At 67.6% G+C, this 23803-nt stretch carries 16 protein-coding genes and 2 tRNA genes; 8 read left to right on the forward strand and 10 right to left on the reverse strand.

Annotation, left to right across the window (positions count from 1 at the left end; translation table 11 throughout):
* Positions 1–72 precede the first annotated feature (72 nt).
* A complete protein-coding gene (locus AR539_RS00075; RefSeq protein WP_082699112.1) occupies positions 73–4326 on the forward strand; it encodes a Pls/PosA family non-ribosomal peptide synthetase in 4254 nt (1417 codons plus the stop codon).
* 19 nt (positions 4327–4345) lie between these two features.
* On the opposite strand, the gene AR539_RS00080 is transcribed toward AR539_RS00075, so the two are convergent.
* The 6 genes from AR539_RS00080 to bcp form a co-directional block, all read right to left on the reverse strand.
* A complete protein-coding gene (locus tag AR539_RS00080; protein ID WP_066431024.1) occupies positions 4346–7606 on the reverse strand; it encodes an efflux RND transporter permease subunit in 3261 nt (1086 codons plus the stop codon).
* Positions 7607–7692: 86 nt separating this feature from the next.
* Positions 7693–9198 carry a malate:quinone oxidoreductase gene (locus AR539_RS00085; RefSeq protein WP_066431026.1) on the reverse strand — a complete coding sequence of 502 codons (1506 nt, stop codon included), beginning with the start codon at positions 9196–9198 and terminating at the stop codon, positions 7693–7695.
* A gap of 78 nt (positions 9199–9276) precedes the next feature.
* Positions 9277–10932, reverse strand: a complete 1656-nt coding sequence (locus AR539_RS00090) for an ABC transporter substrate-binding protein (protein ID WP_082699130.1) — start codon at positions 10930–10932, stop codon at positions 9277–9279.
* A gap of 281 nt (positions 10933–11213) precedes the next feature.
* Positions 11214–11888 (reverse strand): fasciclin domain-containing protein, encoded by a 675-nt coding sequence (locus AR539_RS00095; RefSeq protein ID WP_066431029.1) that lies wholly within the window; start codon positions 11886–11888, stop codon positions 11214–11216.
* 253 nt (positions 11889–12141) lie between these two features.
* Positions 12142–12223: transfer RNA gene (locus tag AR539_RS00100), tRNA-Leu, on the reverse strand.
* A gap of 227 nt (positions 12224–12450) precedes the next feature.
* A complete protein-coding gene (bcp, locus tag AR539_RS00105) occupies positions 12451–12924 on the reverse strand; it encodes a thioredoxin-dependent thiol peroxidase (protein ID WP_066431032.1) in 474 nt (157 codons plus the stop codon).
* 105 nt (positions 12925–13029) lie between these two features.
* Between bcp and AR539_RS00110 the strand changes: the two genes are divergently transcribed.
* Together AR539_RS00110 and AR539_RS19220 are read left to right on the forward strand one after the other, a co-directional pair.
* Positions 13030–13503 (forward strand): MarR family winged helix-turn-helix transcriptional regulator, encoded by a 474-nt coding sequence (locus tag AR539_RS00110; protein ID WP_066431034.1) that lies wholly within the window; start codon positions 13030–13032, stop codon positions 13501–13503.
* A gap of 122 nt (positions 13504–13625) precedes the next feature.
* Complete coding sequence (locus AR539_RS19220; protein WP_157360876.1) at positions 13626–13766, forward strand: hypothetical protein; 141 nt, start codon at positions 13626–13628, stop codon at positions 13764–13766.
* On the opposite strand, the gene AR539_RS19575 is transcribed toward AR539_RS19220, so the two are convergent.
* The 4 genes from AR539_RS19575 to AR539_RS00130 all read right to left on the reverse strand — a co-directional run bounded on the left by AR539_RS19575 (position 13763) and on the right by AR539_RS00130 (position 16980).
* A complete protein-coding gene (locus AR539_RS19575; RefSeq protein ID WP_066431036.1) occupies positions 13763–14224 on the reverse strand; it encodes a hypothetical protein in 462 nt (153 codons plus the stop codon). The two genes, AR539_RS19220 and AR539_RS19575, sit on opposite strands and share 4 nt — an antisense overlap.
* 244 nt (positions 14225–14468) lie before the next feature.
* A tRNA-Lys gene (locus AR539_RS00120) sits at positions 14469–14544 on the reverse strand.
* Positions 14545–14661: 117 nt separating this feature from the next.
* Entirely contained in the window at positions 14662–15840 is a 1179-nt protein-coding gene (locus tag AR539_RS00125) for a PQQ-dependent sugar dehydrogenase (RefSeq protein WP_157360890.1), read from the reverse strand.
* A 66-nt stretch (positions 15841–15906) separates the two neighbouring features.
* Positions 15907–16980 (reverse strand): sunset domain-containing protein, encoded by a 1074-nt coding sequence (locus tag AR539_RS00130; RefSeq protein WP_066431037.1) that lies wholly within the window; start codon positions 16978–16980, stop codon positions 15907–15909.
* A 106-nt stretch (positions 16981–17086) separates the two neighbouring features.
* Between AR539_RS00130 and AR539_RS00135 the strand changes: the two genes are divergently transcribed.
* From AR539_RS00135 to ilvC, 5 genes are all read left to right on the forward strand, one after another.
* Complete coding sequence (locus tag AR539_RS00135; RefSeq protein ID WP_066431038.1) at positions 17087–18025, forward strand: LysR family transcriptional regulator; 939 nt, start codon at positions 17087–17089, stop codon at positions 18023–18025.
* 128 nt (positions 18026–18153) lie between these two features.
* Positions 18154–19875, forward strand: a complete 1722-nt coding sequence (gene ilvD, locus AR539_RS00140) for a dihydroxy-acid dehydratase (RefSeq protein WP_066431040.1) — start codon at positions 18154–18156, stop codon at positions 19873–19875.
* 353 nt (positions 19876–20228) lie between these two features.
* A complete protein-coding gene (locus AR539_RS00145; protein ID WP_066431041.1) occupies positions 20229–22127 on the forward strand; it encodes an acetolactate synthase large subunit in 1899 nt (632 codons plus the stop codon).
* A 2-nt stretch (positions 22128–22129) separates the two neighbouring features.
* Positions 22130–22642, forward strand: coding sequence for an acetolactate synthase small subunit (gene ilvN / locus AR539_RS00150; protein WP_018773531.1), 513 nt, complete (start codon positions 22130–22132; stop codon positions 22640–22642).
* Between the two features lie 92 nt (positions 22643–22734).
* Entirely contained in the window at positions 22735–23760 is a 1026-nt protein-coding gene (gene ilvC, locus AR539_RS00155; RefSeq protein ID WP_066431043.1) for a ketol-acid reductoisomerase, read from the forward strand.
* Positions 23761–23803: the final 43 nt, after the last annotated feature.

The raw sequence follows: 23803 nt of genomic DNA on the forward strand, positions 1-23803 counted from the left end.
GCCGCAACGCCTGGTCCGCCACAAAAATGAGCAGCCTGGCTGCGGCGCCCCGCGTCACCCGAAGGAGACAGTATGAGCAAGAAGGTGAGGGTGCGCACCGGCGCCACCGCCCCGGCCGAACTGCGCGGCAGGATGACCTCGGACGGCGGCGCTGCCGAGGGGACAATCCTGACGTCGGAGGCTCCGGACCAGGCCGCACGCTGGCAGGAGGGCGAACGGCTGGACCAGCTCTTTGAGGACCGGTGCGACCTGCTGCGGGAACAAGGCCTGGGCGGGCAGCTTGCCGTGGACGCGGGGGACATAGCCCTGAGCTACCTGGAGCTGGATGCCCGGGCCAACCAGCTGGCGCGCCGCCTCCTGGAACGCGGCGCCCGGCCCGGGGACCGCATAGCCCTCCTGTTCGACGAGCCGTGGCGCGCGTACGTGGCGATGCTCGCGGTGCTGAAGATCCACGCCGCCTATGTGCCGCTGGACCCGGCGTTCCCCCCGGACCGCCTGAAGTACATCGTCGAGGACGCTGACGTCGCGATGGTGCTGTCACTGTCGCGGCTGACGGAACTCCTGCCCGAGGTGGCCGCCCAGACGGTCTGCCTTGACGTGGAGCAGCCGCACGTGGACGCCCAGGACCCCGGACGCGTGGACGGTGCGGACATCGGCGGGACCGTTGATGAGCTGGCCTACATCATCTATACCTCCGGTTCCACCGGCCGGCCCAAGGGTGTGGCAGTGGAGCACGCCAGCATCTGCAACTTCGTCCGGGTGGCGTCCGATATCTACGGCATCGAACAGACGGACAGGGTCTACCAGGGCATGACCATCGCCTTCGACTTCTCCGTCGAGGAAATCTGGGTCTCCTGGATGGCCGGCGCCACCCTGGTGCCCAAGCCCGGCGGCCCCAGCCTGCTCGGGGCCGACCTTGCGGAGTACCTGCAGGAAAAGAACATCTCCGCCCTGTGCTGCGTTCCGACGCTGCTGGCGACGATCGACGAGGACCTGCCGGGCCTGCGCTTCCTGCTGGTGTCCGGCGAAGCCTGCCCCCGGGACCTCGTGATGCGCTGGCACCGCCCCGGCCGGCGCTTCCTGAACGTCTACGGGCCCACGGAGGCCACAGTCACCGCGACGTGGGCACTCCTGGATCCGGACAGGCCGGTCTCGCTCGGCGTGCCCCTGCCCACCTACACGGCCGTCATCCTGGACCCCGACGGTAGCCGTGCCCTTCCCCCCGGGGAATCGGGGGAGATCGGACTGGCCGGCGTGGGGCTGGCACGCGGCTACGTGAACCGCCCCGATCTGACGGAGAAGGCCTTCATCCCGGATTTTCTCGGCATCGGCAACAACCCGTCCGGCCGGATCTACCGCACCGGCGACCTGGGCAGGTTCAACGCCGACGGTGAGATCGAGTACTTCGGCCGCATCGACACCCAGGTCAAAATCCGCGGCTACCGCATCGAACTGACCGAAATCGAATCCTTCCTTTTGCAGCTTCCCGGCATCGCCCAGGGCGTGGTGGAGAAGTTCTCGCAGGAGAACGGATCCGTGGAGCTGGCCGCGTACTACACCCTCCGCCAGGACGCGGAGAACGTGGACGCCCGCGACATCCGGGAAATGCTCCGCACCAGGCTCCCCGGGTACATGGTTCCGGCCTACTTCGAGCAGCTGGAGTCCATGCCCATGATGGCCAGCGGCAAGGTGGACCGTAAGCGGCTACCGCGGCCCACCCACCGGTTGGGCATAGCCGGCAACGGAGCCTTCACCGCCCCGGCCACTGCCACCGAGACGGCACTGGCCGAACAGCTCGGCACGGTGCTGGGCCTCGACAAGATCTCCACGGACGCGCACTTCTTCAACGACCTGGGCGCGGATTCCCTGCTGATGGCGCACTACTGCGCCCGGATCCGGAAGCAAACCGACCTGCCGCCGGCGGCCATGCAGGACATCTACAAGCACCCCACGGTCCGGCAGCTGGCCGAGTACCTCGACGCCGTCCGGCGGGACACCGTCCTGGAACCGGCAGTTCCGGCGGCAGGCCTGGCGCCCCCCGCCGAGCCGTACCGCGTCAGCTCCCTCCGGTACGCCCTCTGCGGCGCGGTCCAGCTGCTGTTTTTCCTGGGCTACACCATGTACGCCGCCTGGCTGCTGGTGTTCGGCTACGAATGGGCGGCCGGCGGGTCCAACTTCTTTGAGATGTGGCTGCGGTCGGTCGGGTTCGGCGCGGCCATGTTCCTGATCCTGTCCGTGACCCCGATCCTCTTCAAGTGGGCCGTCGCTGGACGCTGGAAGCCCGGCGACATCCGGATCTGGAGCTTTGACTACCTCCGGTTCTGGGCGGTCAAGACGCTCACACGGGCCAACCCCCTGGTGCTGTTCGCCGGCTCCCCGCTGTTCGTCCTGTACCTGAAGATGCTTGGCGCGAATATCGGCAAGGGAGTGGTGGTCTTCTCCCGGAAGGTCCCGGGATGCCCGGACCTGCTGACCATTGGGGACAACACCGTCGTCCACAAAAACGCCTCGATCCTGTGCTACCGGGCCCATTCCGGCATGATCCAGAAAGGCCCCGTGACGCTGGGCAGCAACGTGCTGGTCTCGGAGCGGACCACGCTCGACATCGGAGCATCCATGGGGGACAACAGCCAGCTCGGGCACGCCTCATCGCTCCAGTCCTGGCAGGCCGTGCCCGCCGGTGAAGTCTGGCACGGCTCCCCGGCGGTACGGGCCGCCACAAACTACCTCCGGGTGCCGGCGGCTGACTGCAGCACACGCCGTCGCGTCATCTTCAGCCTGCTCCAGCTCTTCAGCCGCCTGGTCCTGGTTCTCCCGGTCGGCATCCTCGGGCTCGCGGCGCTGCTGCCGTCCTACCTGGACACCGGACACCTGCAGCTGGACGCCGTTGCGTTCTTCCTCGACCTGATGGCCGTGACCTTTGTGCTGTTCGTCGCCGGGCTGTTCACCGGCCTCTTCTTCACCCTGTGCGTTCCGCGGGTGCTGAACCGCTTCCTCAAGCCCGATGTGGTGTATCCGCTGTACGGCTGGCACTACTCCGTGCACCGGACCATCATGCGGTTCTCGAGCCTCGGGGTGTACAAGAACCTCTTCGGCGACAGCTCGTACATCGTGCACTACCTTAAGGCCCTCGGATGGGACCTTGGCAAGGTGCAGCAGACCGGCTCGAACTTCGGCCCCACCCTGTCCCATGAGTCGCCGTTCCTCAGCGCCGTGGGAACCGGGACCATGGTGTCGGACGGCCTGAACATGATGAACGCCGACTACACCAACACCTCGTTCCGGCTCTCCAAGGTCCAGATCGCCGGGCACAACTTCCTGGGGAACAACATCACGTTCCCGATCGGGGCGCAGGCCGGAGAGAACTGCCTGCTGGCCACCAAGGTCATGATTCCCATCGATGGGCCGGTCCGCCGGGACGTGGGACTGCTGGGCTCACCGGCCTTCGAGATTCCACGGTCGGTCCAGCGCGACGCCCAGTTCGACGAGCTCAAGCAGGCCGAAGCCATGCAGCGGCTCCTCCCGTCCAAGAACCGGCACAACATTGTGAGCATGGCGCTTTACCTGGCCGTGCGCTGGTTCCTGCTGTTCGTCGCAGCGCTGGCGGGCGCGGTCGCCGTCACCGGCCACGATTTCGTTGGCGTCCTGGCCATCTCCGGCGCCATGCTGGGCTTGATGGTGTTCCGCATCCTGTTCATGGCGCTGGTGGAGCGCTCGGTCATGGGATTCCGGCGCCTGAAGCCCCAGTTCTGCTCCATCTACGATCCGTATTTCTGGCAGCACGAACGCCTCTGGAAGCTCCTGGGCGGTCCTGCCTTCAACGGCACCCCGTTTAAGCCCGTGCTCTGGCGGATCTTCGGCGTCCGGATGGGCAAGCGGGTCTACGACGGCGGGTTGAACATGCCGGAGAAAACCCTCGTGACCATCGGCGATGACTGCACGTTCAACGAGGGAGTGCACGTGCAGGGCCACTCCATGGAGGACGGCGCCTTCAAGTCGGACTACGTAGTGATCGGCAACGGCTGCACCCTTGCCGTGGATTCCTGGGTCAACTACGGGGTGGTGCTGCACGACGGCTCGTCCGTCGGAGCCGACGCCATGCTGATGAAGGGCGAGGACGTCCCCGAGGGGGCAACGTTCACCGGCAACCCGGCCCGGGAGATGACCGTCCCGGCAAACCGGGAGCAGGGTGTCCCCGCCATTGCAGGCGGTCCCCGCCACCGCAGCATCGAGGCCTCAGCCGCCGACCGGAAGCCGGCTGACGGCGGGCACCGGAAGCAGCGGGCCGTCCACCGCCAGCGCAAGTCGGCCCTGTCCGGGCGCTAGGCGGAGAGGGCTCCGCCGGCTAGCGGGATCCGGTCGGGACGCCGGCGTCCTCGGGGAGGTCGTCCGGGAAGTCGTCGGGGACGGCTCCCGGCGCCGCCCGGCGGCCGCGGGACCGCGCAGGGGCGGTGACCTGCCCGGCACCGGAGCCCTGATCGGCCTCCGCGCGTGCCAGCGCCTTCCGCTCGCGACGTCCCTCCACCAGCCGGTACAGGACCGGGACCAGCACCAGGGTCAGGGCCGTGGAGGAGATCAGGCCGCCGATCACCACGATGGCGAGCGGCTGGGAGATGAACCCGCCGCCGCCGGTCAGGCCCAGGGCCATCGGCGTCAGGGCGAACACGGTGGCCAGTGCGGTCATGAGGATTGGCCGGAGGCGCTGGCGGGCGCCGTGGGTGATGGCATCGGCCACATTCATGCCGGGCTCGCCGTTGCGCGGCTGGCGGTACTGGTTGATGAGGTCGATCAGCACAATGGCGTTGGTCACCACGATGCCCACCAGCATCAGCATGCCGATCAGGGCCGGCAGGCCCAGCGGCACACCGGTGATCAGCAGCAGCCCGATCGCGCCGGTGGCCGCGAACGGCACCGAGACCAGCAGGATCAGCGGCTGGATAAGGGATTTGAAGGTGGCCACCATGATCACGTAGACGATCGCGATGGCGGCCAGCAGGGCAAGGCCCAGCTGCCCGAAGGACTCTGCCTGCTGGGTGGTGGCGCCGCCGATCTCGGCCGTGACTCCCGCCGGCAGCTGGACGGTCTTGAGCCGGGCCTGCACCTCGGTGCTCACCGCGCCCAGGTTGGAGCCCGACGGCGTCACTGACACGCGTGCGGTCCGCTGGCCGTTGCTGGCGGTAATCGAGACCGGGACGTCCACCTGTTCGACGGCGGCGATGCTCACCAGCGGCACGGGCCCGGCCGCCGTCGGCAGCGGTGTCTGCCGGACGGCGTCGATGCTGCTGAAACGGGTTCCTTCGCCGATCCGCACGGGGTAGTCGTTGGTGTCGATGCGCACCGTCCCGGCCGGAACCGGGCTGATGGTGGAGGCAAGTACACCGGCCACCTGTTCCTCGCTCAGGCCGGCCGCGACGGCTTTCGCGCGGTCCACCTTGACCTGGACCACGGCCTGGCTGGCGGCGAGGTTGGTGGCCACCTCGGATGCGCCGGGGACGCCCTCCATGGCCTTGACCATGGTGTCGCTGGCCGTCCGGAGGTCAGCGGTGGTGGCTGCCTTCAGGGTGATGTCCACGGTGGACGAGGTGCCGAAGCCGCCCTGCTGGGAGCCCACGGTGATCTTTCCGGAACCGGGGATCCTGGCCAGTTCGTTGCGGACGGTGTCCTTGAGCTGGCCCTGGTCGGCCTTCTCCTCGGTCACCACGGTGAAGCTGGAGCTTGAGGCCCCGGACGACAGCAGCGCGGAGAACCCGGACTGGGCGTTGCCGGTGGTGACCTGGACGTCCTTGACGCCGTCGATCTCCCGCAGGACTTCCTCGACCTTGACCGCAGCGGCGCTGGTGTCGGCCAGGCTGGTGCCGGACGGGAGGGTCTGCCGCACGGTCATGCTGTTCTCACCGGAGTTGCCCAGCAGGTCGGTGGCCAGCAGCGGCGTCATGGCGGCGGTGCCGCCGAGGACCAGCAGGGCGGCGATGAGGGTCACGACCGGATGCTTCTGGGTCTTGGTCAGGACCGGCAGGTAGCCGCGCTGCAGGACGGTGCGCTGCTCGGCCTCATGGGCCTGCGCAGCAATCTCCCGGGCCGTGGCTGCCCGGCCTGCGGCATCGGTGTCTTCTCGGGCTGCCCCCGTCTCGGCGCCCGGGTTCCGCAGGAACCAGTACGCCAGGACCGGCACGATGGTGAGCGAGACAAGCAGGGACGACAGCAGGGCGATGGTGACCGTCAGGGCGAACGGCCGGAAGAGTTCGCCGGCCAGGCCGGCCACGAATGCGATCGGCAGGAAGACGGCCACGGTGGTCAGGGTGGAGGCCGTGATGGCGCCGGCGACTTCCCGGATGGACGTCTGGATGGCGGTGATCTTCGGCTCGCCGTAGCTGAGGTGGCGTTTGATGTTCTCGATCACCACGATCGAGTCGTCCACCACGCGTCCGATCGCGATGGTGAGCGCGCCGAGGGTCAGGATGTTCAGCGAGTAGCCCGTGGCCGACAGGCCGATGAAGGTGATCAGCAGGGACAGAGGGATGGAGACTGCCGTGACCAGGGTGGCCCGGACGGACATCAGGAACACCAGGATCACGCCGACGGCGAAGCCCAGGCCCAGCAGGCCCTCGGTGGTGAGGTCCTTGATGGACTTTTCAATGAACGGCGCCTGGTCGAAGATCGGGGTGAACTTCGCGTTGGAGCCGAGCTCGGCCTCAAGTTCCGGCAGGATGTCCTTCACGGCGTGGGAGATGCCCACGGTGTCGCCCTCGGGCTTTTTGGTAACGGACAGGGCCAGGGTTTCCTTGCCGTTGGTCCGTGTGATGGAGGTGCGGGCATCCTCGGCGATGCTGACGTCCGCGACGCTGCCGATGGTTGCGGCGTTCCGGGTGCCGCCCAGCGGAAGAGCCCGGATGGCGTCGAGGGAGTCCACAGGGCTGCCGATCTGCAGCGAGAGTGTTTTGCCCTGCTCTTCGATGGTGCCGGCGGGAACCAGGGCCCCGTTGTTCCGCAGGGCCTCGCTGATGGACTGGATGCCCGCGCCGGAGGCCGCCATGGCCTCGGGGCGGGGGAGGATCTTGATGTGCTGGGTGGCCCCGCCGGTCACTTCGGCGCCGCGGACGCCGTCGAGCTTCTGCAGCCGCGGAACGGTGAGCCGGGCCAGGTCGGCGTTCAGTTCGCTCAGGGGCTTGTCGGACGAGACCGCCAGGAACACGATGGGGAAATCGCTGATGCTGCCGGCGATGGCCTGGGGCTGGACGTCGTCCGGCAGCGACCGCTTGGCGTTGGAGATAGCGCGGTCGATCTGGTTCCGGGCACGGTCCAGGTTGGAGCCATAGGTGAAGACCATGCTGATCTGGGAGACGCCGTTGCGCGACGTGGAGGACGTCGATTCCAAACCCTCCACGCCGTTGAGCGCAGTCTCCAGCGGCCCGCTGACCTGCTTGTCCACCACTTCGGGGGAGGCCCCCGGCATGGACGTGATGACCGTGATCTGCGGGAACTCGATGGACGGGATGAGTTCCTGCTTGAGCGAGGACATCGTGATCACGCCGAAGACCGACGCGAAAACGGTGACCAGGGCGATCAGGGCCCGGTTGGCCAGCGACAGCTTTGCAAGCCGGAACATCTTATGGTCTCCTGACGGGTCGGCGGACGTAATTCAACGGGATCTAACCAGCGCAGGGACCAGGGTTCCGCGACCCGGGACCGGTGTCAGGGGCGGTTGGCGTTGACCGGTTCCAGCTGCAGCGCCTTGGCGGTGTCGGCCTCAAGCTGTGCGGCCAGGTCCGGGTTCTCGTTGAGCTTGACGCCATAACCGGGCATCATCTCCTTGAACTTGGACTGCCAGCCCTTGAACTGCTTCGGGAAGGACTTCTGCAGCAGTTCGATCATGATCGGCACCGCTGTGGACGCGCCCGGGGACGCCCCCAGCAGGGCGCCGATCGAGCCGTCGCGGCCGGCGATGACTTCGGTGCCGAACTGCAGCACGCCGCCCTTCCTGGGGTCCTTCTTGATGATCTGTACACGCTGGCCGGCGGTGATGAGTTCCCAGTCGCCGTCCTGCGCGGCGGGGTAGTACTCGCGCAGGGCCTCAACCTTGGCGCCGTGCCGCTTGGCGACTTCCTTGACCAGGTAGGCGGTGAGATCCATGTTGTCCTTGGCCACGGCCAGCATCGGAATGATGTTGGAGGGCCGGATGGACAGCGGCAGGTCCAGGTAGGAGCCGTTCTTCAGGAAGTTGGTGGAGAAGCCGGCGTACGGGCCGAACAGCAGGGACCGCTTGCCGTTGACATAGCGGGTGTCCAGGTGCGGAACCGACATGGGCGGGGCGCCGACGGAGGCCTGGCCGTAGACTTTGGCGCTGTGCTGGGCCGCGAGCGTCTCGTCCGTGCAGCGGAAGAACTGGCCGGAGACCGGGAAACCGCCGTAGCCCTTGCTTTCCGGGATGCCGGAGGCCTGCAGGAGGTGCAGTGCGCCGCCGCCGGCGCCGACAAAGACGAACTTGGCACGGATGGAGCCGTGCTCGCCGGACCGGGGGTGCTTGATGGCCAGATCCCAGCCGCCGCCGGGGGCGCGCTTGATGCCGGTGACGTCGTGGCCATAGTTGACCTCCACGCCGTTGTTCCCGAGGTAGGTGGTGAGCTCCCGGGTCAGGGCGCCGAAGTCGACGTCGGTCCCTTCCGCGGCGCGGGTGGCGGCGACGCGCTGCTTCGGGTCACGTCCCTTGACGATCAGCGGCGCCCACTTTGCGATCTGTGCGTGGTCCTCGGAGTATTCCATCGAGCGGAACAGCGGGTTCGGCTTGAGCGCCTCGTAGCGGGTGCGCAGGAACTTGGTGTTTTCCTCGCCGATCACAAAGCTCATGTGTGGCACGGTGTTGATGAAGCCCTTGGGGGAGCCGATCATGCCGTTCGTGACCAGGTGGGACCAGAACTGGCGGGACAGCTGGAACTGCTCGTTGATCAGGAGCGCCTTGGAGGGGTCCACGGAGCCGTCTTTGGCTGCGGGGGAGTAGTTGAGTTCGCACAGCGCGGCATGTCCGGTGCCGGCGTTGTTCCAGGGCCCGGAGCTTTCCAGGCCGGGCTCGTCCAGCTTCTCGAACAGGGAGATGGTCCAGTTCGGCTCGAGCTGCTTCAGGAAGGCTCCGAGAGTGGCGCTCATGATGCCGCCGCCAATCAGGACGACGTCGGCATGTTGGGTCTTGGAAATGAAAGTCACAATCAGTCTCCGATAGCAGCGGGTCTGGCTGTCACAGAATATCCTTCACGGGCCTCTTACTGAAATTGGCCCCGCCCGTCAAGGCTTTAGCTCCACCTTTGTGAAAACTTCGTTCAGGACGGGAGACGCCGGATACTTCAACACCCGGTCCGAGAGAGCCAGCGCCGAGATCGGGAAAGCGATGGGCACGGCCGGGACCGTGGCGGCGATCTGGGCGTTGATGGTCTGGTACTCCTCGGTCCGCTCCTTGCCGTCCGGCAGGCCGCGGGCGCGGGCGATTTTGGAAAAGACCTGCGGGTCCTGGTAGCCGAACTCGCCGGTGTTCTCGCCGAAGAGCGGGCCCACGAAGTTGTCCGGGTCGGCGTAGGAGCCGTTCCAGCCCAGCAGGTGGAGGGCGTGGTCGCCGGGGGATGTGACCTTCTGCAGGTAGCCCTCGGACCATTCGACGGGCACGGGCTTGATGTTGAGGCCGACAGCGGTCAGCTGCTTGCTGATTTCCGCGTAGACCTTTTCCGGTGTCGGCAGGTAGGGCCTGGTGACGTTCAGCGGGTAGTAGAACTTCAGCTCCTCGCCCTGGTAGCCGGCCTCGGCAAGGAGCTCCTTGGCCTTGTCCGGGTTGTGGCCAAGGGCGGGGGCGTTGTTGTTGAAGCCGCTGAGTTTGGCCGGGACGAACTGCGTGGCCTGCGCCGTGTTGTCAATGAAGAACCGGCGGATCAGGGTGTCCTTGTCCAGGGCCATTTCGATCGCCTGGCGGACCTTGAGGTCCTTCAGGATGGGCACTTCCTGGTTCATCCCCAGGTACATGACGGAGAACGGGTCGCGCTGGACAATCTGCTGCCCGCGCTTCACGAGCTGGTCGAAGTTGCCGACAGTGACGGCGTCGTAGGCGTCGATCTTGCCGTCCAGCAGGGCCTGCATCCGGGTCTGGGTGTGGTCGTACGTGACGAAGTTGATGGTGCCGATCTGGCCCTTGTCCCCCCAGTAGTCCTTGTTGCTGGAAAGGGTGATGGTGCCCGGGTCCCAGGAACTGAAGGTGTAGGGCCCGGTTCCCACCGGATGGAGCCCGTAGGCGGAGACGGCCTGGCCGTCGCGGGTCTGGTTGAGCTCGTCGGCGTTGCGGGCTGCGAGGGCCTGCGGCGAGGAAATGGCGAACGCGGGCAGCGTGAGGGCCTGCAGGAAGCCGGTGAAGGGCTGGGTCAGCTCGATGGTGACGTTGTCCGGCGCCGCGGCGGCGCATCCTTTGTAGATGGACAGGGAGGCCTGGTCGGCATGGGCCTTGAAAACGCCCTTGAAGGTGGTTCCGGGAGCCTGCTGCCGCAGCGCTTCGGAGAAGTTGAACCAGCGGTCAAAGTTGGTGCAGACCGCTGCGGCGTCGAACGCCGTCCCGTCTTGGAACGTCACGCCGTTCCGGAGTTTGAACGTGTAGGTGCGGCCGTCCTCGCTGGTGGTCCATTCGGTTGCCAGCAGCGGCGTGGGCTGTCCCGTGGTCTGGTCGACGCCGACCAGGCCCTCCAGGACCTGGCGCGTGATCCGGTAGGACTCGATGTCGGACACCACGGCCGGATCCAGCCCCAGCGGCTGGGAGGCGGTGCCGAAGTTAAAGACGGCGCTGGGGGCGGCGGAGGTGGGGCTGGCCGAGGCGGTTGCGGAGGCCGGGCCGGGTCCGGGGGTGCCGGTGCAGGCGGCGAGCGGAATCGTCAGGAGCGCGGCCAGGCCGGCCGCAATGCGGCGCACTGCGCCGGCCCGCTGGGGGCGGGGGCTCACGGCGCGGTGGGGCACTGTACTTCTGGGCACTCGGTAATCACCTCGGGGGAATGGATGGACCGCCGGCTGCGGAACAGCCCCATTCTAGATGACCGTCCCGGACGCAGGCTGTGAGCCGTGCGCGGCCTCCGGGCCGGGGTCCCCGGGGTCCCCGGGGCAAAACGAAGGCCCCCACCTGTGGTGGGGGCCTTCGCTTCTCCCTAATGGTCCAGTGAGTCAGGCTGGAGCCGGAACAGGAGGGCCGGTGGTGCCTACTTCGGCATCAGGACGGAATCGACCATGTAGACAGTGGCGTTGGCGGTCATAACGCCGCCGCAGACGACGTTGGCGTCGTCGACCTTGAGCGCATCCTTGGTGCCGGTGACCGTTACGGAACCGCCCTGGACGGTGGCGTGGGTGCCCACGATCTCGTCCGGGCTGATCTTGCCGGGGACTACGTGGTAGGTGAGGATCTTGCTGAGCAGGGCATCATCCGTCTTCAGCGTTTCGATCGTGGCGGGGTCGATCTTGGCGAACGCGTCATCCGTCGGTGCGAACACCGTGAACTCGCTGCCGTTGAGGGTGTCCACGAGGTCCACCTTCGGGTTGAGCTTGCCCGAGACCGCTGCGGTCAGGGTGGTGAGGATCGGGTTGTTGGAGGCAGCGACCGCTACCGGGTCGAGGGCCATGCCGGCGACGGAGCCGGCGCCGCTCGGGACCTGGGCGGCGTAGGCGGCGCAGCCTTCACCGACGAGGTTCGCGGCCGGATCCATGGCTGCTGCGGAGCTAGTGGACGGCGACGGTGCCATGCTCGATTCCATCGGCGTGGCGGCCGGAGCCGAGGAGGCGGGTGCCGTGGTGGTGGATCCTCCGCAGGCGGTGAGGCTGAGCATGGCTGCAGCAGCGATTCCTGCAACGGAAAGAGTCGTGCGCTTGATGGTCTGCATTTCGGTTTCTCCTTTGTTGTGCCGATCATTGCCAGCGGCGGACTATTTCCGCAGTGGCTCGTTTCCGACTTGTTGGCCACCAACCTCGGTTGGTGTCTCACTGGGTATTCGGGGGCTCAGGGGAAACGGATGGGTGGGAGATGAAAATTCTTTTTCGGCCCGTGATTTGAGCCTGCCTGTCGGCCTGCGCAGGCAGGGCACCCGCGGGTTAAACCCAAGAGTCCCGGTCCGAGGACCGGGACTCTTGGATGTGTGCGCAAGGGGGGACTTGAACCCCCACGCCCGAAGGCACAGGAACCTAAATCCTGCGTGTCTGCCAATTTCACCACTCGCGCGCGGCGCCCCGCCCAACAGTCCGTGGGACCGTAACGGGAGCATGCCAGGGTCCATTGTACAGTTCGCGGCACACGCCCTGGCGGAGGGGGATGCCGGCCACGGCGGGGCCAGAGACCGGCCGAGCGCAGTTCAAGCATGCCGCCCCCACCTGGCGCTCAACACGCGCAGGGGATGAACACGGACTGCGGGCCCCGCTGCCGGGGTTTATTGCCGGGCGTTTTTGTTGTCAGGCGTCGATTTTCAGGTCCCGGCGGAGTTTGGCGACATGCCCGGTGGCCCGGACGTTGTACTGGGCAAGGGCCACCTTCCCCTCGGGGTCGACCACTACGGTGGACCGGATCAGGCCTTCGTAAGTTTTGCCGTAGTTCTTCTTCTCGCCCCAGGCTGCGTAGGCCTCGGCGACAGTGTGGTCCGGGTCGGACAGCAGGGGGAACGTCAGTCCTTCCGCAGCTGCGAAATTGGCGAGCTTTTCCACGGGGTCGGGGGAGATACCCACCACCGCGTAGCCTGCACCCTCCAGCGATTCCAGGGAATCCCGGAAATCGCAGGCCTCCTTCGTGCAGCCCGGGGTTGAGGCCGCCGGGTAGAAGTAGACAACGGTGCTGCGACCCCGGAAGTCCGAGAGGGAGACCTCCCGCCCGTCAGAATTCTGCAGGGTGAAGGCTGGTGCCGCGTCGCCGGGGGTGAGTCGTTCGGGCATGGTGTGCTCCTTCTCAAGGCTGGTTCAGGGGGCGGAATTCCAGCCTAGTAAGGGTTGGGCCGCCCGCCGAATCGGACCATCGCTATACTCGTTGGTATGCCTGATATGGAACGTTGGCCCACTGGGCGCCTGTTGTCTACAGCAGCGCGCCTCGTCGAACACTCCTGGAACGAAAAACTGGGAGCTATTGGCCTCACGCATGCCGGGGTCATTGCGATGGAAGTGCTCTCCGCCAACGGCCCTATGACGCAGGCCCAGCTGGCCCAGCTGGTGCGTGTCCAGGCACAGACCATGGGTAAGACGCTGAGCCGGCTGGAAGCCCACGGACACATTTCCCGGCAGCGCAGTGCCTCTGACCGGCGCAGCCATGTGGTGTCGCTGACGGACCAGGGCCGCCGTGCCGTCGCCGAGGCCGCGGACATGGAACGGTCCGTGCTGGCCGCTGCCTCGATTGACCCCGATGTGCTCCGGCAGGAGCTGCAGGCGGTGGTCCTCGAACTGGCCAACAAGATCGCCTCCCCGGAGGCGAAGGCAATCGTCACCGCCAACGAACCGGGCGTGTCCGTCGAGGCCAACTAGGGCCCGAAAACCACCGGTGAGTGCGCCCTGTCGGGCTGTCCGGCGCCGCGCGGCCGCCTCGTGATCCTTGCCGTTCCGTGTCTTTCACCGGCCGGGGCACCGGCTGCGCATAGGCTCAGGGGATGGACACGGACCTGACTGCGGAGCTGGAAGGGCAGACCTCGATCAACGAGCTGCTTGACGAGCCCGTCGGCGCGTCCCCGGTCCAGCTGGCACTGCCCATCCACTTCCAGCTGGCGGTTGCCGTCCGGCGCGAAGCCTAGTCGCAGCCTCCACCTCCGCCGTCCCGGCCACCGCAGTCCCCGGAGCTGTCTCCGCCGGCGCTGTAGCCGCCGTCGCCGCCGTGACCGTGGCCGCGCTGCCCTGGATTCCTCCTGCGGGGCGTCAGGACGCCAAAGAGCAGTACGCCCGCGGCGTGCGGGTCACCTCCGGCCGCGGCAAAGGCTGCCCGCCGGTGACGCCCCAGCAGCCAGGTCACGGCCAGGAATAACGTGATGGAGAAAGCCAGGCCGTAGAGCAGGGCTGCCTCGGTGGCGGCATCCGCCGACTCCAGGCCGGAGGCTGTCGCCACCATGCCGCCCAGGAACAGCCCGGCCGGAACAGCCACCAGCAGCCGGCGCACCAGCGCCCAGCGCAGGCTCGCAACCGAGACGGGAAGCTTCCTCGGTGGCCGCCGCTTGCTGCCCTTGGTGCGGCGCACCACGATCTTCGATTTGGTCATGGCCGGCCGTCCGCCGCCAGGGACACGCGAGTGGTGTGTGAAGCCGTCAATGTTTCCCCCTCAGGCCGCTTGCTCGGTCATTGTCCAGCATCCTACGCGAGTCCGCCGGCCAGGTGGGGTTTCGGGTGAGGCACTGGAACCCTGGAAGGGGCGGGCCGCGGCTGTGTCGCTGCTGCCTGGTTTTTGGGCAAACCAAAAACCCCGCCCTGCCGGCTTGTGGCCGGTAGGACGGGGTTTTCGTTGGTGGTGCACCCCCCGGGACTCGAACCCGGAACCCATTGATTAAGAGTCAATTGCTCTGCCAGTTGAGCTAGAGGTGCATCTGTTGTTTTCGTTCTCCGCGGGGTTTTTGTTCCCGCGTTGTTCTCCGCAACGACATGAAACTCTACACGAGTTTTGACGGAGTGTGAAATCGGGTGCCCGGGCGGGGGCCGGGGCTACCCGGGCAGCTCCAAAACCAGCACAGAATCAGGGTTTTTGTTGTTGTTGAGCATCCACAACCGGCCGTCCGGAGCCAGCGCAACGTCCCGGATCCGCCCGTACTGGCGTGTGAAATAGCCCACAGGATCACCGGCGAATTCTCCGCTGAGGGGGACAACCCACAGGCGCTGCCCGCGGAGGGCGCCCAGGTAGGCCGTGTCCCCGGCGATCTCGAGACCGCTGGGGGAGGAGTCCGCCGTCGACGGCCACGTCAGCTTGGCGTCCAGGAACCCTGCCCGACGCGGCGCCCCCGTCACCTCCGGCCAGCCGTAATTTCCGCCCGGCACAATCAGGTTGAGCTCGTCGTTGACGTCGGGACCGAATTCGCTCGCCCACAGCCGGCCCGCGCTGTCCCAGGCAAGTCCCTGCACGTTGCGGTGGCCCAGGCTGTACACAGGATTCCCGCCAAAGGGATTGCCCGGTGCGGGGCTGCCGTCCGCGGTGATGCGCAGGATCTTGCCGCCCAGGGCCTCGCGGTCCTGGGACTGCTCCTGGCGCTGGGCGTCACCGGTGCCGACATAGAGATAGCCGTCGGGCCCGAACCGGATCCGGCCGCCGTTGTGCGTGCGGGCCTTGGGGATCCCCGTGAAGATGACCTCGGCGGGTCCGAGCTGGAGCTCCCCGCCCCGCTCCTCGAGGCGCAGCCGCGCGATCCGGTTGTCGCGGGCGGCGGTGAAATAGGCGTAGAGGTACCGGTCGGAGGCGAAGTCCGGCGAGAGCGCCAGTCCCAGCAGCCCGCCTTCGCCGCCGTGGACGACGTCGGGAACCGTCCCCAAGGTGCCGGTCCGCCCACCCGACCCCGGCGCGATGGTGCGGAGCCGGCCCCGGTCGCGTTCGGAGACCACGGCCGTGCCGTCCGGCAGGAAGACCGTGGCCCACGGCACCTGCAGCTCAGCGTCGATGGTCCCGGCCACCGCGGGTTCTGCCGGGGCCGGCCTGCCCGCGGCGCTTGACGCTCCGGGACCGGATGGCCCCGGACTGGATGCCCCGGACCCGGATTCCCCCGGGCCGGGCACTGCGGGGCTGGTGCCGGCCGGGGGAGCGGTGCCGCCGGACGCGTCAGGTCCGGCGGGCGTGCAGCCGCCCAACAGGATTCCGACGGCGGCTGCCCACGCCAAGCTGCGCCGCTTGCTCACAGCGCGGCCGGCCGGGCAGCGGACGACGGCGGCAGGGGTGCCCGGAGGGGCGGGCCGCACCACGGGTTACTGCCGCGTCCGCCGCGGCGGCCGGAAGCCGGCTGCTTCGGCGTGGGCTTCGGAGAGGAACCAGACCTCGGCACGGGTCTCCTCGTAGGCGGGGCTGGATTCGTCGTGGTAGATCATCGAGGACGCGTTGCCCTTGACCGTAAAGCCCTCCGGGCCGCTGCCGTCCGGGTTGGGCGCCGCGGACCCTTCGCCGTACGGCTGGTCGGCGGCCAGGTGCCCGGCGGGTTCAGCCTCGTGGCCCACGGCGGTTTCGGACGCTGCCGAGGACATTGCCGCCTGCCGGGTCTCGGCGCCGGCAAGGGGCGTTGCTGCGGTGCCGGCCGCCGGCGGAACGGCCGGGGCAGCGGTTGGCGCTTCCACTGCCTCTGCGTCGGGGCTGGTCTCCGCCGCTGCAGATTCGGCGCCCGGGAGGGTGGGCGCGTGCGGCTCCGTGTATTCGGGGTGGTGGACCGGGGCGCCGCCCGCTGCCGCGGTGGCTTCCGTGGCGCCGGCCGCGGCGGCGGCAGGTGCCCCCGGGGCGTGGCTGCCCGGGCCGGGTTCGTGGTGGGCGGCGCCGTGGGCTTCCGCCGGCGGGGTCTCGGACCACTGGGTCTCCCACTCGGGGCTCTCTCCAGCGGCCTGGGTTCCGGGGGCGTGGGTTCCAGGGGCTTGGGGCTCTTCAGGGGCTTGGGCCGTGGGGGCCGCAGTGGCTTCCGCGGCGGGGGCGGGCTGGGCCCCTGCCGCAGCGGCAGCCCGCGCTTTCGCGTGCGCGTCGGCCGCTGCTGCATCCTCGGCTGCCGCGGCCGCATCGGGCTCGGGCTCCGGTTCGGTTTCCGGTTCGGCCTGGTTGAAGCCGGCGGAGGTGGGCATCCAAGCCAGGCCTGCCGCCGACGCGGAGGCGGCGGAACCGCCGCCGGACAGGGCTCCGCGGTGGCTGGGGTCGTGGTCGGCGTCGTGGTGGTGCGGAGCCGTTTTCTCGGGGGCGGCAGCCGTCCCGGCGCCGGCTGAGCCGCGAGAGCTGTTCCGTTTCAGCAGCCACCAGACGATGGCGACAATCGCCACGATGACGACGAGCCAAATGATCCAATCCATAGCAGAGCCTTTCTGGTCCATGAGGCAAGGTTGCCGTTGCTTGACGGTACGTCCGCCCCGCGGGGGCTGTCCACCCTCCGGGCCGCCCGCCCTGTAGCCTCTGTTCATGGATTTCAAGCGACTGCGGATACTCCGGGAGCTGGCCGACCGGGGGACCGTTGGCGCCACGGCCGAGGCCATGCGGGTGACGCCCTCCGCCGTCTCGCAGCAGCTCAAGACCCTGCAGGAGGAACTGGGGGTCGCCCTGGTCGAGAAGTCCGGCAGGGGAGTGCGGCTCACCGAGGCCGGCCTCGCCATGGCGGGGGCGGCGGCCGAGGTGTCCACGGCGATGGCGCGTGCGGAGGCAACCATCGACACCTACCGCCGCGGATGGCAGACGCACGTCAAGGCGGCGTTCTTCCCGAGCGCAGCCGAGATGTTCCTGCCCGGCCTCCTGCACCGGGTCAAAGCCATCGACGGGCTCCGCTTCCAGGCGTATTTCGAGGATCCCAACGTGGCAGGCTTCGCGGGCCTGACGGCCGACTACGACATTGTGCTGGCGCACAGCGTCGACGGCCCCGATGTTTTTGCCCGCCTGGGCCTGACGGTTGTGCCGCTCCTGGACGAGCCGCTGGACGTCGCCATCCCCGAGGGGCATGCGCTCGCCGGCAAGGAGACGCTGCGGGCCGAGGACGTGACCGGCTTCCCGTGGATGGGCGTGCCCGAGGGATTCCCGTTCGACACAGTGCTCCGGCAGATTGAGGTGCAGGCCGATTCGCCCGCAGTCCGCGCCCAGATGTTCCCCGACCTGCGGGTCCTGGAGGCCCTCGTCAGCGCCGGGCACGGGCTGAGCCTGCTGCCGCGCTACACCGCCCTGAAAAACCAGGGTCGCGGCTTTGTGCTGCGTCCCCTGGCGGGAGTCAAGGCAAGCCGGAGCATCGTGGCGCTGGCCCGCCCCGACGTCGCGGCCCGGACCACCATCCAGCAGGTCCTCACCCTGCTGAAGGCCGAAGCACGCGCCGTAGCCGAGGCGCCGGAACTGCGTGACGCGGCTCACCTGAACTGAGCCTGCACGCCGCAGCAGTCCACCAGGTGAGACGAAGGTCCACCATTTGGTCGAAACATTCCCGGATTTCCGCTTAATGCTCCATTCCGGGTCGTTGGCCCCCGCGGGGGAGCCCTAGACTTTGACCCATGAGTGAGGACACCCAAACAGCGACAGCCACCACACCGGACATCAAGCCCCGCAGCCGGGTCGTCACCGACGGAATCCACGCCGCGCCCGCGCGCGGCATGTTCCGGGCGGTCGGCATGGGCGACGACGACTTCGCCAAGCCGCAGATCGGCGTCGCGAGTTCCTGGAACGAAATCACTCCCTGCAACCTCTCCCTGAACCGGCTCGCCCAGGGCGCCAAGGAAGGCGTCCACGCCGGCGGCGGGTTCCCCATGCAGTTCGGCACCATCTCGGTCTCCGACGGCATCTCCATGGGCCACGAGGGCATGCACTTCTCCCTGGTCTCCCGCGAAGTCATCGCCGACTCCGTGGAGACCGTCATGCAGGCCGAGCGGATCGACGGCTCCGTGCTCCTGGCCGGCTGCGACAAGTCCCTGCCGGGCATGCTGATGGCCGCCGCCCGCCTCGACCTTGCAAGCGTCTTCCTCTACGCCGGCTCGATCATGCCGGGCTGGGTCAAGCTTGAGGACGGCTCCGAAAAAGAGGTCACCCTCATCGACGCCTTCGAAGCCGTGGGTGCCTGCGCCGCCGGCAAGATGAGCATGGAGGACCTCACCCGCATCGAAAAGGCCATCTGCCCGGGCGAAGGCGCTTGCGGCGGCATGTACACCGCCAACACCATGGCCTGCATCGGGGAGGCCCTGGGCATGTCCCTCCCCGGCTCCGCCGCCCCGCCGTCGGCCGACCGCCGCCGTGATGACTTCGCGCGGAAGTCCGGCGAGGCCGTGGTGAACCTGCTCCGCCTCGGCATCACCGCCCGCGACATCATGACCAAGAAGGCCTTCGAGAACGCCATCGCCGTCACCATGGCGTTCGGCGGCTCCACCAATGCCGTACTGCACCTGCTGGCCATCGCCCGCGAGGCCGAGGTGGAACTGACCCTGGACGACTTCAACCGGATCGGCGACAAGATCCCGCACCTGGGCGACCTCAAGCCGTTCGGCCGCTACGTTATGACCGACGTCGACAAGATCGGCGGCGTGCCGGTGATCATGAAGGCCCTGCTCGACGCCGGCCTGCTGCACGGCGACTGCCTCACCGTGACCGGCAAGACCGTCGCGGAGAACCTGGACGCGATCAACCCGCCGGACGTCGACGGCAAGATCCTGCGCGCCCTGGACAACCCGATCCACAAGACCGGCGGCATCACCATCCTGCACGGCAGCATGGCCCCCGAGGGTGCCGTGGTGAAGAGCGCCGGCTTTGACGCCGACGTCTTCGAGGGCACCGCCCGCGTCTTCGAGCGCGAGCAGGGCGCCCTGGACGCGCTGGACAAGGGTGAAATCAAGGCCGGCGACGTCGTGGTTATCCGCTACGAGGGCCCCAAGGGCGGCCCGGGCATGCGCGAGATGCTGGCAATCACCGGTGCGATCAAGGGCGCGGGCCTGGGCAAGGACGTCCTGCTCCTCACCGACGGACGGTTCTCCGGCGGCACCACCGGCCTGTGCATCGGCCACGTCGCCCCCGAAGCGGTCGACGGCGGCCCCATCGCCTTCGTCAAGGACGGCGACCGGATCCGCGTGGACATCGCCGCCCGCTCCTTTGACCTGCTGGTCGACGAGGCCGAGCTCGACGCGCGGAAGGTCGGCTGGGAGCCCCTCCCGGCCAAATTCACCAAGGGTGTGCTCGCCAAGTACGCCAAGCTCGTCCACAGCGCCTCCACCGGCGCCTACTGCGGGTGATACCCGATCCGGGAGGCGGTCCGCGCCGCCTCCCGGATCCCAGCAGGCGGACAATGATGTCCAGATAGTGAGACACGCGCGGCCCTCGTTGACACGTGTCTCACTCAGAGGGAAAACTGAACGCATGATCGAGATCGTTACCGGCCCCGCTGCAGATGCAGTCGTCGTCGTACTTACCAAGCGCGTGGCTCCATAGCCGCTACTGGTAACGACCCGTCACGCGCAAACCCCTCGAAGAGCCGCCAGGCTGAGGGGTTTTTTTATTTCCGCAGCACCGCACCACCAGCACGCCGCAGTACCAGCAGTTCCCCGATCACTGAAGATCCCCCGTAGATCCACAAAGGAAGAGTCCGATGAGCAAAGGATCGCCGATCAGCCCCTCGCTGATGGCCACTAAGTCCGCAGGAGCCCACAAGGCTTCTGAACGCGTCGAACGTCCGGCAGACGCCGGCGTCGACACTGCTGCTGCCTCTCCTGTCCTTGGACCGAACAACGTCGTACCCCCGACGGTGATGACCGGTTCACAAGCTATCGTCCGCTCGCTCGAAGAACTCGGCGTGGAGGATATTTTTGGTTTGCCCGGTGGCGCGATCCTGCCCACCTATGACCCCTTGATGGCCTCCCGAATGAACCACGTTCTGGTCCGTCACGAACAGGGAGCCGGCCACGCCGCGCAAGGCTACGCCATGGTCACCGGACGGGTTGGCGTCTGCATCGCCACCTCGGGCCCCGGTGCCACCAACCTCGTTACCGCCATCATGGATGCCCACATGGACTCCGTGCCGATGGTGGCCATCACCGGCCAGGTCTCCAGCGGGGTCATCGGCACCGATGCGTTCCAGGAAGCGGACATCGTCGGCATCACCATGCCGATCACCAAGCACTCCTTCCTGGTGACGGACCCCGAGGACATCCCGCACGTCATGGCGGAGGCCTTCCACCTGGCCTCGACCGGCCGGCCGGGCCCCGTCCTGGTGGACGTCGCCAAGGACGCCCAGGTGGGGCAGATGACCTTCTCCTGGCCGCCGAAGATCGACCTGCCCGGGTACCACCCCGTGCTCCGCGGCCACAACAAGCAGGTCCGCGAGGCCGCCCGGCTCATCGCGGCCGCCAGCAAGCCCGTGCTCTACGTCGGCGGCGGCGTCGTCAAGGCACATGCCTCGGCGGAGCTGCTGGAACTCGCGGAACTCTCCGGCGCCCCCGTGGTCACCACCCTCATGGCACGCGGCGTCTTCCCGGACTCGCACCCGCAGCACCTCGGCATGCCCGGCATGCACGGCACGGTTTCGGCCGTGACCGCCCTGCAGCAGTCGGACCTCCTGATCACGCTGGGGGCCCGCTTCGATGACCGGGTGACGGGCGTGCTGAAGTCCTTCGCCCCGAACGCCAAGGTCATCCACGCGGATATCGACCCGGCCGAGATCTCCAAGAACCGCACCGCCGACGTCCCGATCGTGGGCTCGGTCAAGGAGATCATTCCGGAACTGACCGAGGCCCTGCGCACCCTGTTCGAGACCGCCGGCACCCCGGACTACACCAACTGGTGGGCATTCCTGAACAACCTCAAGGAAACCTACCCGCTGGGCTGGACCGAACCCGACGACGGCCTCACCGCGCCGCAGCGCGTGATCGAACGCATCGGTGCGCTCACCGGGCCCGAAGGCGTCTACGTCGCAGGCGTGGGGCAGCACCAGATGTGGGCCTCGCAGTTCATCAAGTACGAACGCCCGCACGCCTGGCTGAACTCCGGCGGGGCAGGCACCATGGGCTACGCCGTGCCGGCCGCCATGGGCGCCAAGGTGGGCAACCCGGACCGCGTGGTGTGGGCCATCGACGGCGACGGCTGCTTCCAGATGACCAACCAGGAACTGGCCACCTGCGCCATCAACAAGATCCCCATCAAGGTTGCCGTCATCAACAACTCCTCCCTGGGCATGGTGCGGCAGTGGCAGACCCTCTTCTACGAGGGCCGCTACTCCAACACCGACCTCAACACCGGCCACGACACCGTCCGCATTCCGGACTTCGTCAAGCTCGCGGACGCGTACGGCTGCGCCTCCTTACGCTGCGAACGCGACGAGGACATCGACGCCACCATCCAGAAGGCCCTGGAAATCAACGACCGCCCCGTGGTCATTGACTTCGTCGTGAGCCCCAACTCCATGGTGTGGCCGATGGTCCCCGCCGGAGTCAGCAACGACCAGATCCAGGTTGCCCGCAACATGACCCCCGAATGGGAAGAGGAGGACTGACCATGACCCGCCACACACTCTCCGTTCTGGTCGAAGACAAGCCCGGTGTGCTGACCCGCGTCGCCAGCCTCTTCGCCCGCCGGGCCTTCAACATCAACTCCCTGGCCGTCGGCCCGACGGAAGTTCCGGGCATGTCCCGGATGACCGTCGTCGTCGACGCCGACGGCGAGCTCATCGAACAGGTCACCAAGCAGCTGAACAAGCTGGTCAACGTGATCAAGATCGTGGAGCTCACCTCCGAATCTTCCGTACAGCGTGACCACATCCTGGTCAAAGTACGTGCGGATGCCGCAACACGGCTGCAGGTCACCCAGGCTGCAGACCTGTTCCGCGCATCAGTGGTCGACGTCTCCACAGAGTCGGTGGTCATTGAAGCAACAGGCCATCCGGAAAAGCTCACGGCACTGCTGTCGGTGCTGGAGCCTTTCGGCATCCGCGAAATCGTGCAGTCCGGCACCCTGGCCGTCGGGCGGGGATCCCGCTCCATGAGCGACCGGGCCCTGCGCAGCGCATAAGCAGGACCAGCGCAGCGCATCAGCACGGCCAGCGCAGCGTGACCGCAACACCCAAGACATCACCGAAAACCACTAATGAGGAGTTACGCAAAGTGACTGAAATGTTCTACGACGACGACGCAGACCTGTCGATCATCCAGGGTCGCAAGGTTGCCATTGTCGGCTACGGCTCCCAGGGCCACGCCCACGCGCTGAACCTGCGCGATTCCGGCGTCGAGGTTGCCATCGCGCTCAAGGAAGGCTCGAAGTCGATCGCCAAGGCCGAGGATGCCGGCTTCACCGTCAAGAACGTCGCCGACGCCGCCGAATGGGCCGACGTCATCATGATCCTGGCGCCGGACCAGCACCAGCGCGCGATCTACAACGACTCCATCAAGGACAAGCTGACCCCCGGCAAGGCCCTAGCCTTCGCCCACGGCTTCAACATCCGCTTCGGCTACATCAAGGCCCCGGAGGGCGTCGACGTCATCCTGATCGCCCCGAAGGCTCCCGGCCACACCGTGCGCCGCGAGTTCGAGGCCGGCCGCGGCATCCCGGACATCATCGCCGTGGAGCAGGACGCCTCCGGCGCCGCCTGGGACCTGGCCAAGTCCTACGCCAAGGCCATCGGCGGCACCCGCGCCGGCGTCATCAAGACCACCTTCACCGAAGAGACCGAGACGGACCTCTTCGGCGAGCAGGCAGTCCTCTGCGGCGGCGTCTCGCAGCTGGTCCAGTACGGCTTTGAAACCCTCACCGAGGCCGGCTACCAGCCGCAGATCGCCTACTTCGAGGTGCTCCACGAGCTCAAGCTGATCGTTGACCTCATGTGGGAGGGCGGCATCGCCAAGCAGCGCTGGAGCGTCTCCGACACCGCAGAGTACGGCGACTACGTCTCCGGCCCGCGCGTCATCACCCCCGAGGTGAAGGAAAACATGAAGGCAGTCCTGAAGGACATCCAGGACGGCGCCTTCGCGAAGCGCTTCATCGACGACCAGGACGCCGGCGCCCCGGAGTTCAAGGAACTGCGCGCCAAAGCCGAGGCACACCCGATCGAGGCCGTCGGCCGCGAGCTGCGGTCGCTCTTCGCCTGGCAGCAGCAGGACGCGGACTACGTCGAAGGCTCCGCAGCCCGCTAATTCCTGACCCGGCAAGGAAGCCGGACACCAGATCCTGGGGTCC

Origin of the sequence: Arthrobacter sp. EPSL27 (assembly GCF_001512305.1) — a bacterium.
Classification (GTDB): domain Bacteria; phylum Actinomycetota; class Actinomycetes; order Actinomycetales; family Micrococcaceae; genus Arthrobacter.

Coding starts and splice junctions, on each gene's coding strand:
- AR539_RS00075 (WP_082699112.1), top strand. CDS start 73: ATGAGCAAGAAGGTGAGGGTGCGCACCGGCGCCACCGCCCCGGCCGAA.
- AR539_RS00080 (WP_066431024.1), bottom strand. CDS start 7,606: ATGTTCCGGCTTGCAAAGCTGTCGCTGGCCAACCGGGCCCTGATCGCC.
- AR539_RS00095 (WP_066431029.1), bottom strand. CDS start 11,888: ATGCAGACCATCAAGCGCACGACTCTTTCCGTTGCAGGAATCGCTGCT.
- bcp (WP_066431032.1), bottom strand. CDS start 12,924: ATGCCCGAACGACTCACCCCCGGCGACGCGGCACCAGCCTTCACCCTG.
- AR539_RS00110 (WP_066431034.1), top strand. CDS start 13,030: ATGGAACGTTGGCCCACTGGGCGCCTGTTGTCTACAGCAGCGCGCCTC.
- AR539_RS19220 (WP_157360876.1), top strand. CDS start 13,626: ATGGACACGGACCTGACTGCGGAGCTGGAAGGGCAGACCTCGATCAAC.
- AR539_RS19575 (WP_066431036.1), bottom strand. CDS start 14,224: ATGACCAAATCGAAGATCGTGGTGCGCCGCACCAAGGGCAGCAAGCGG.
- AR539_RS00130 (WP_066431037.1), bottom strand. CDS start 16,980: ATGGATTGGATCATTTGGCTCGTCGTCATCGTGGCGATTGTCGCCATC.
- AR539_RS00135 (WP_066431038.1), top strand. CDS start 17,087: ATGGATTTCAAGCGACTGCGGATACTCCGGGAGCTGGCCGACCGGGGG.
- ilvD (WP_066431040.1), top strand. CDS start 18,154: ATGAGTGAGGACACCCAAACAGCGACAGCCACCACACCGGACATCAAG.
- AR539_RS00145 (WP_066431041.1), top strand. CDS start 20,229: ATGAGCAAAGGATCGCCGATCAGCCCCTCGCTGATGGCCACTAAGTCC.
- ilvN (WP_018773531.1), top strand. CDS start 22,130: ATGACCCGCCACACACTCTCCGTTCTGGTCGAAGACAAGCCCGGTGTG.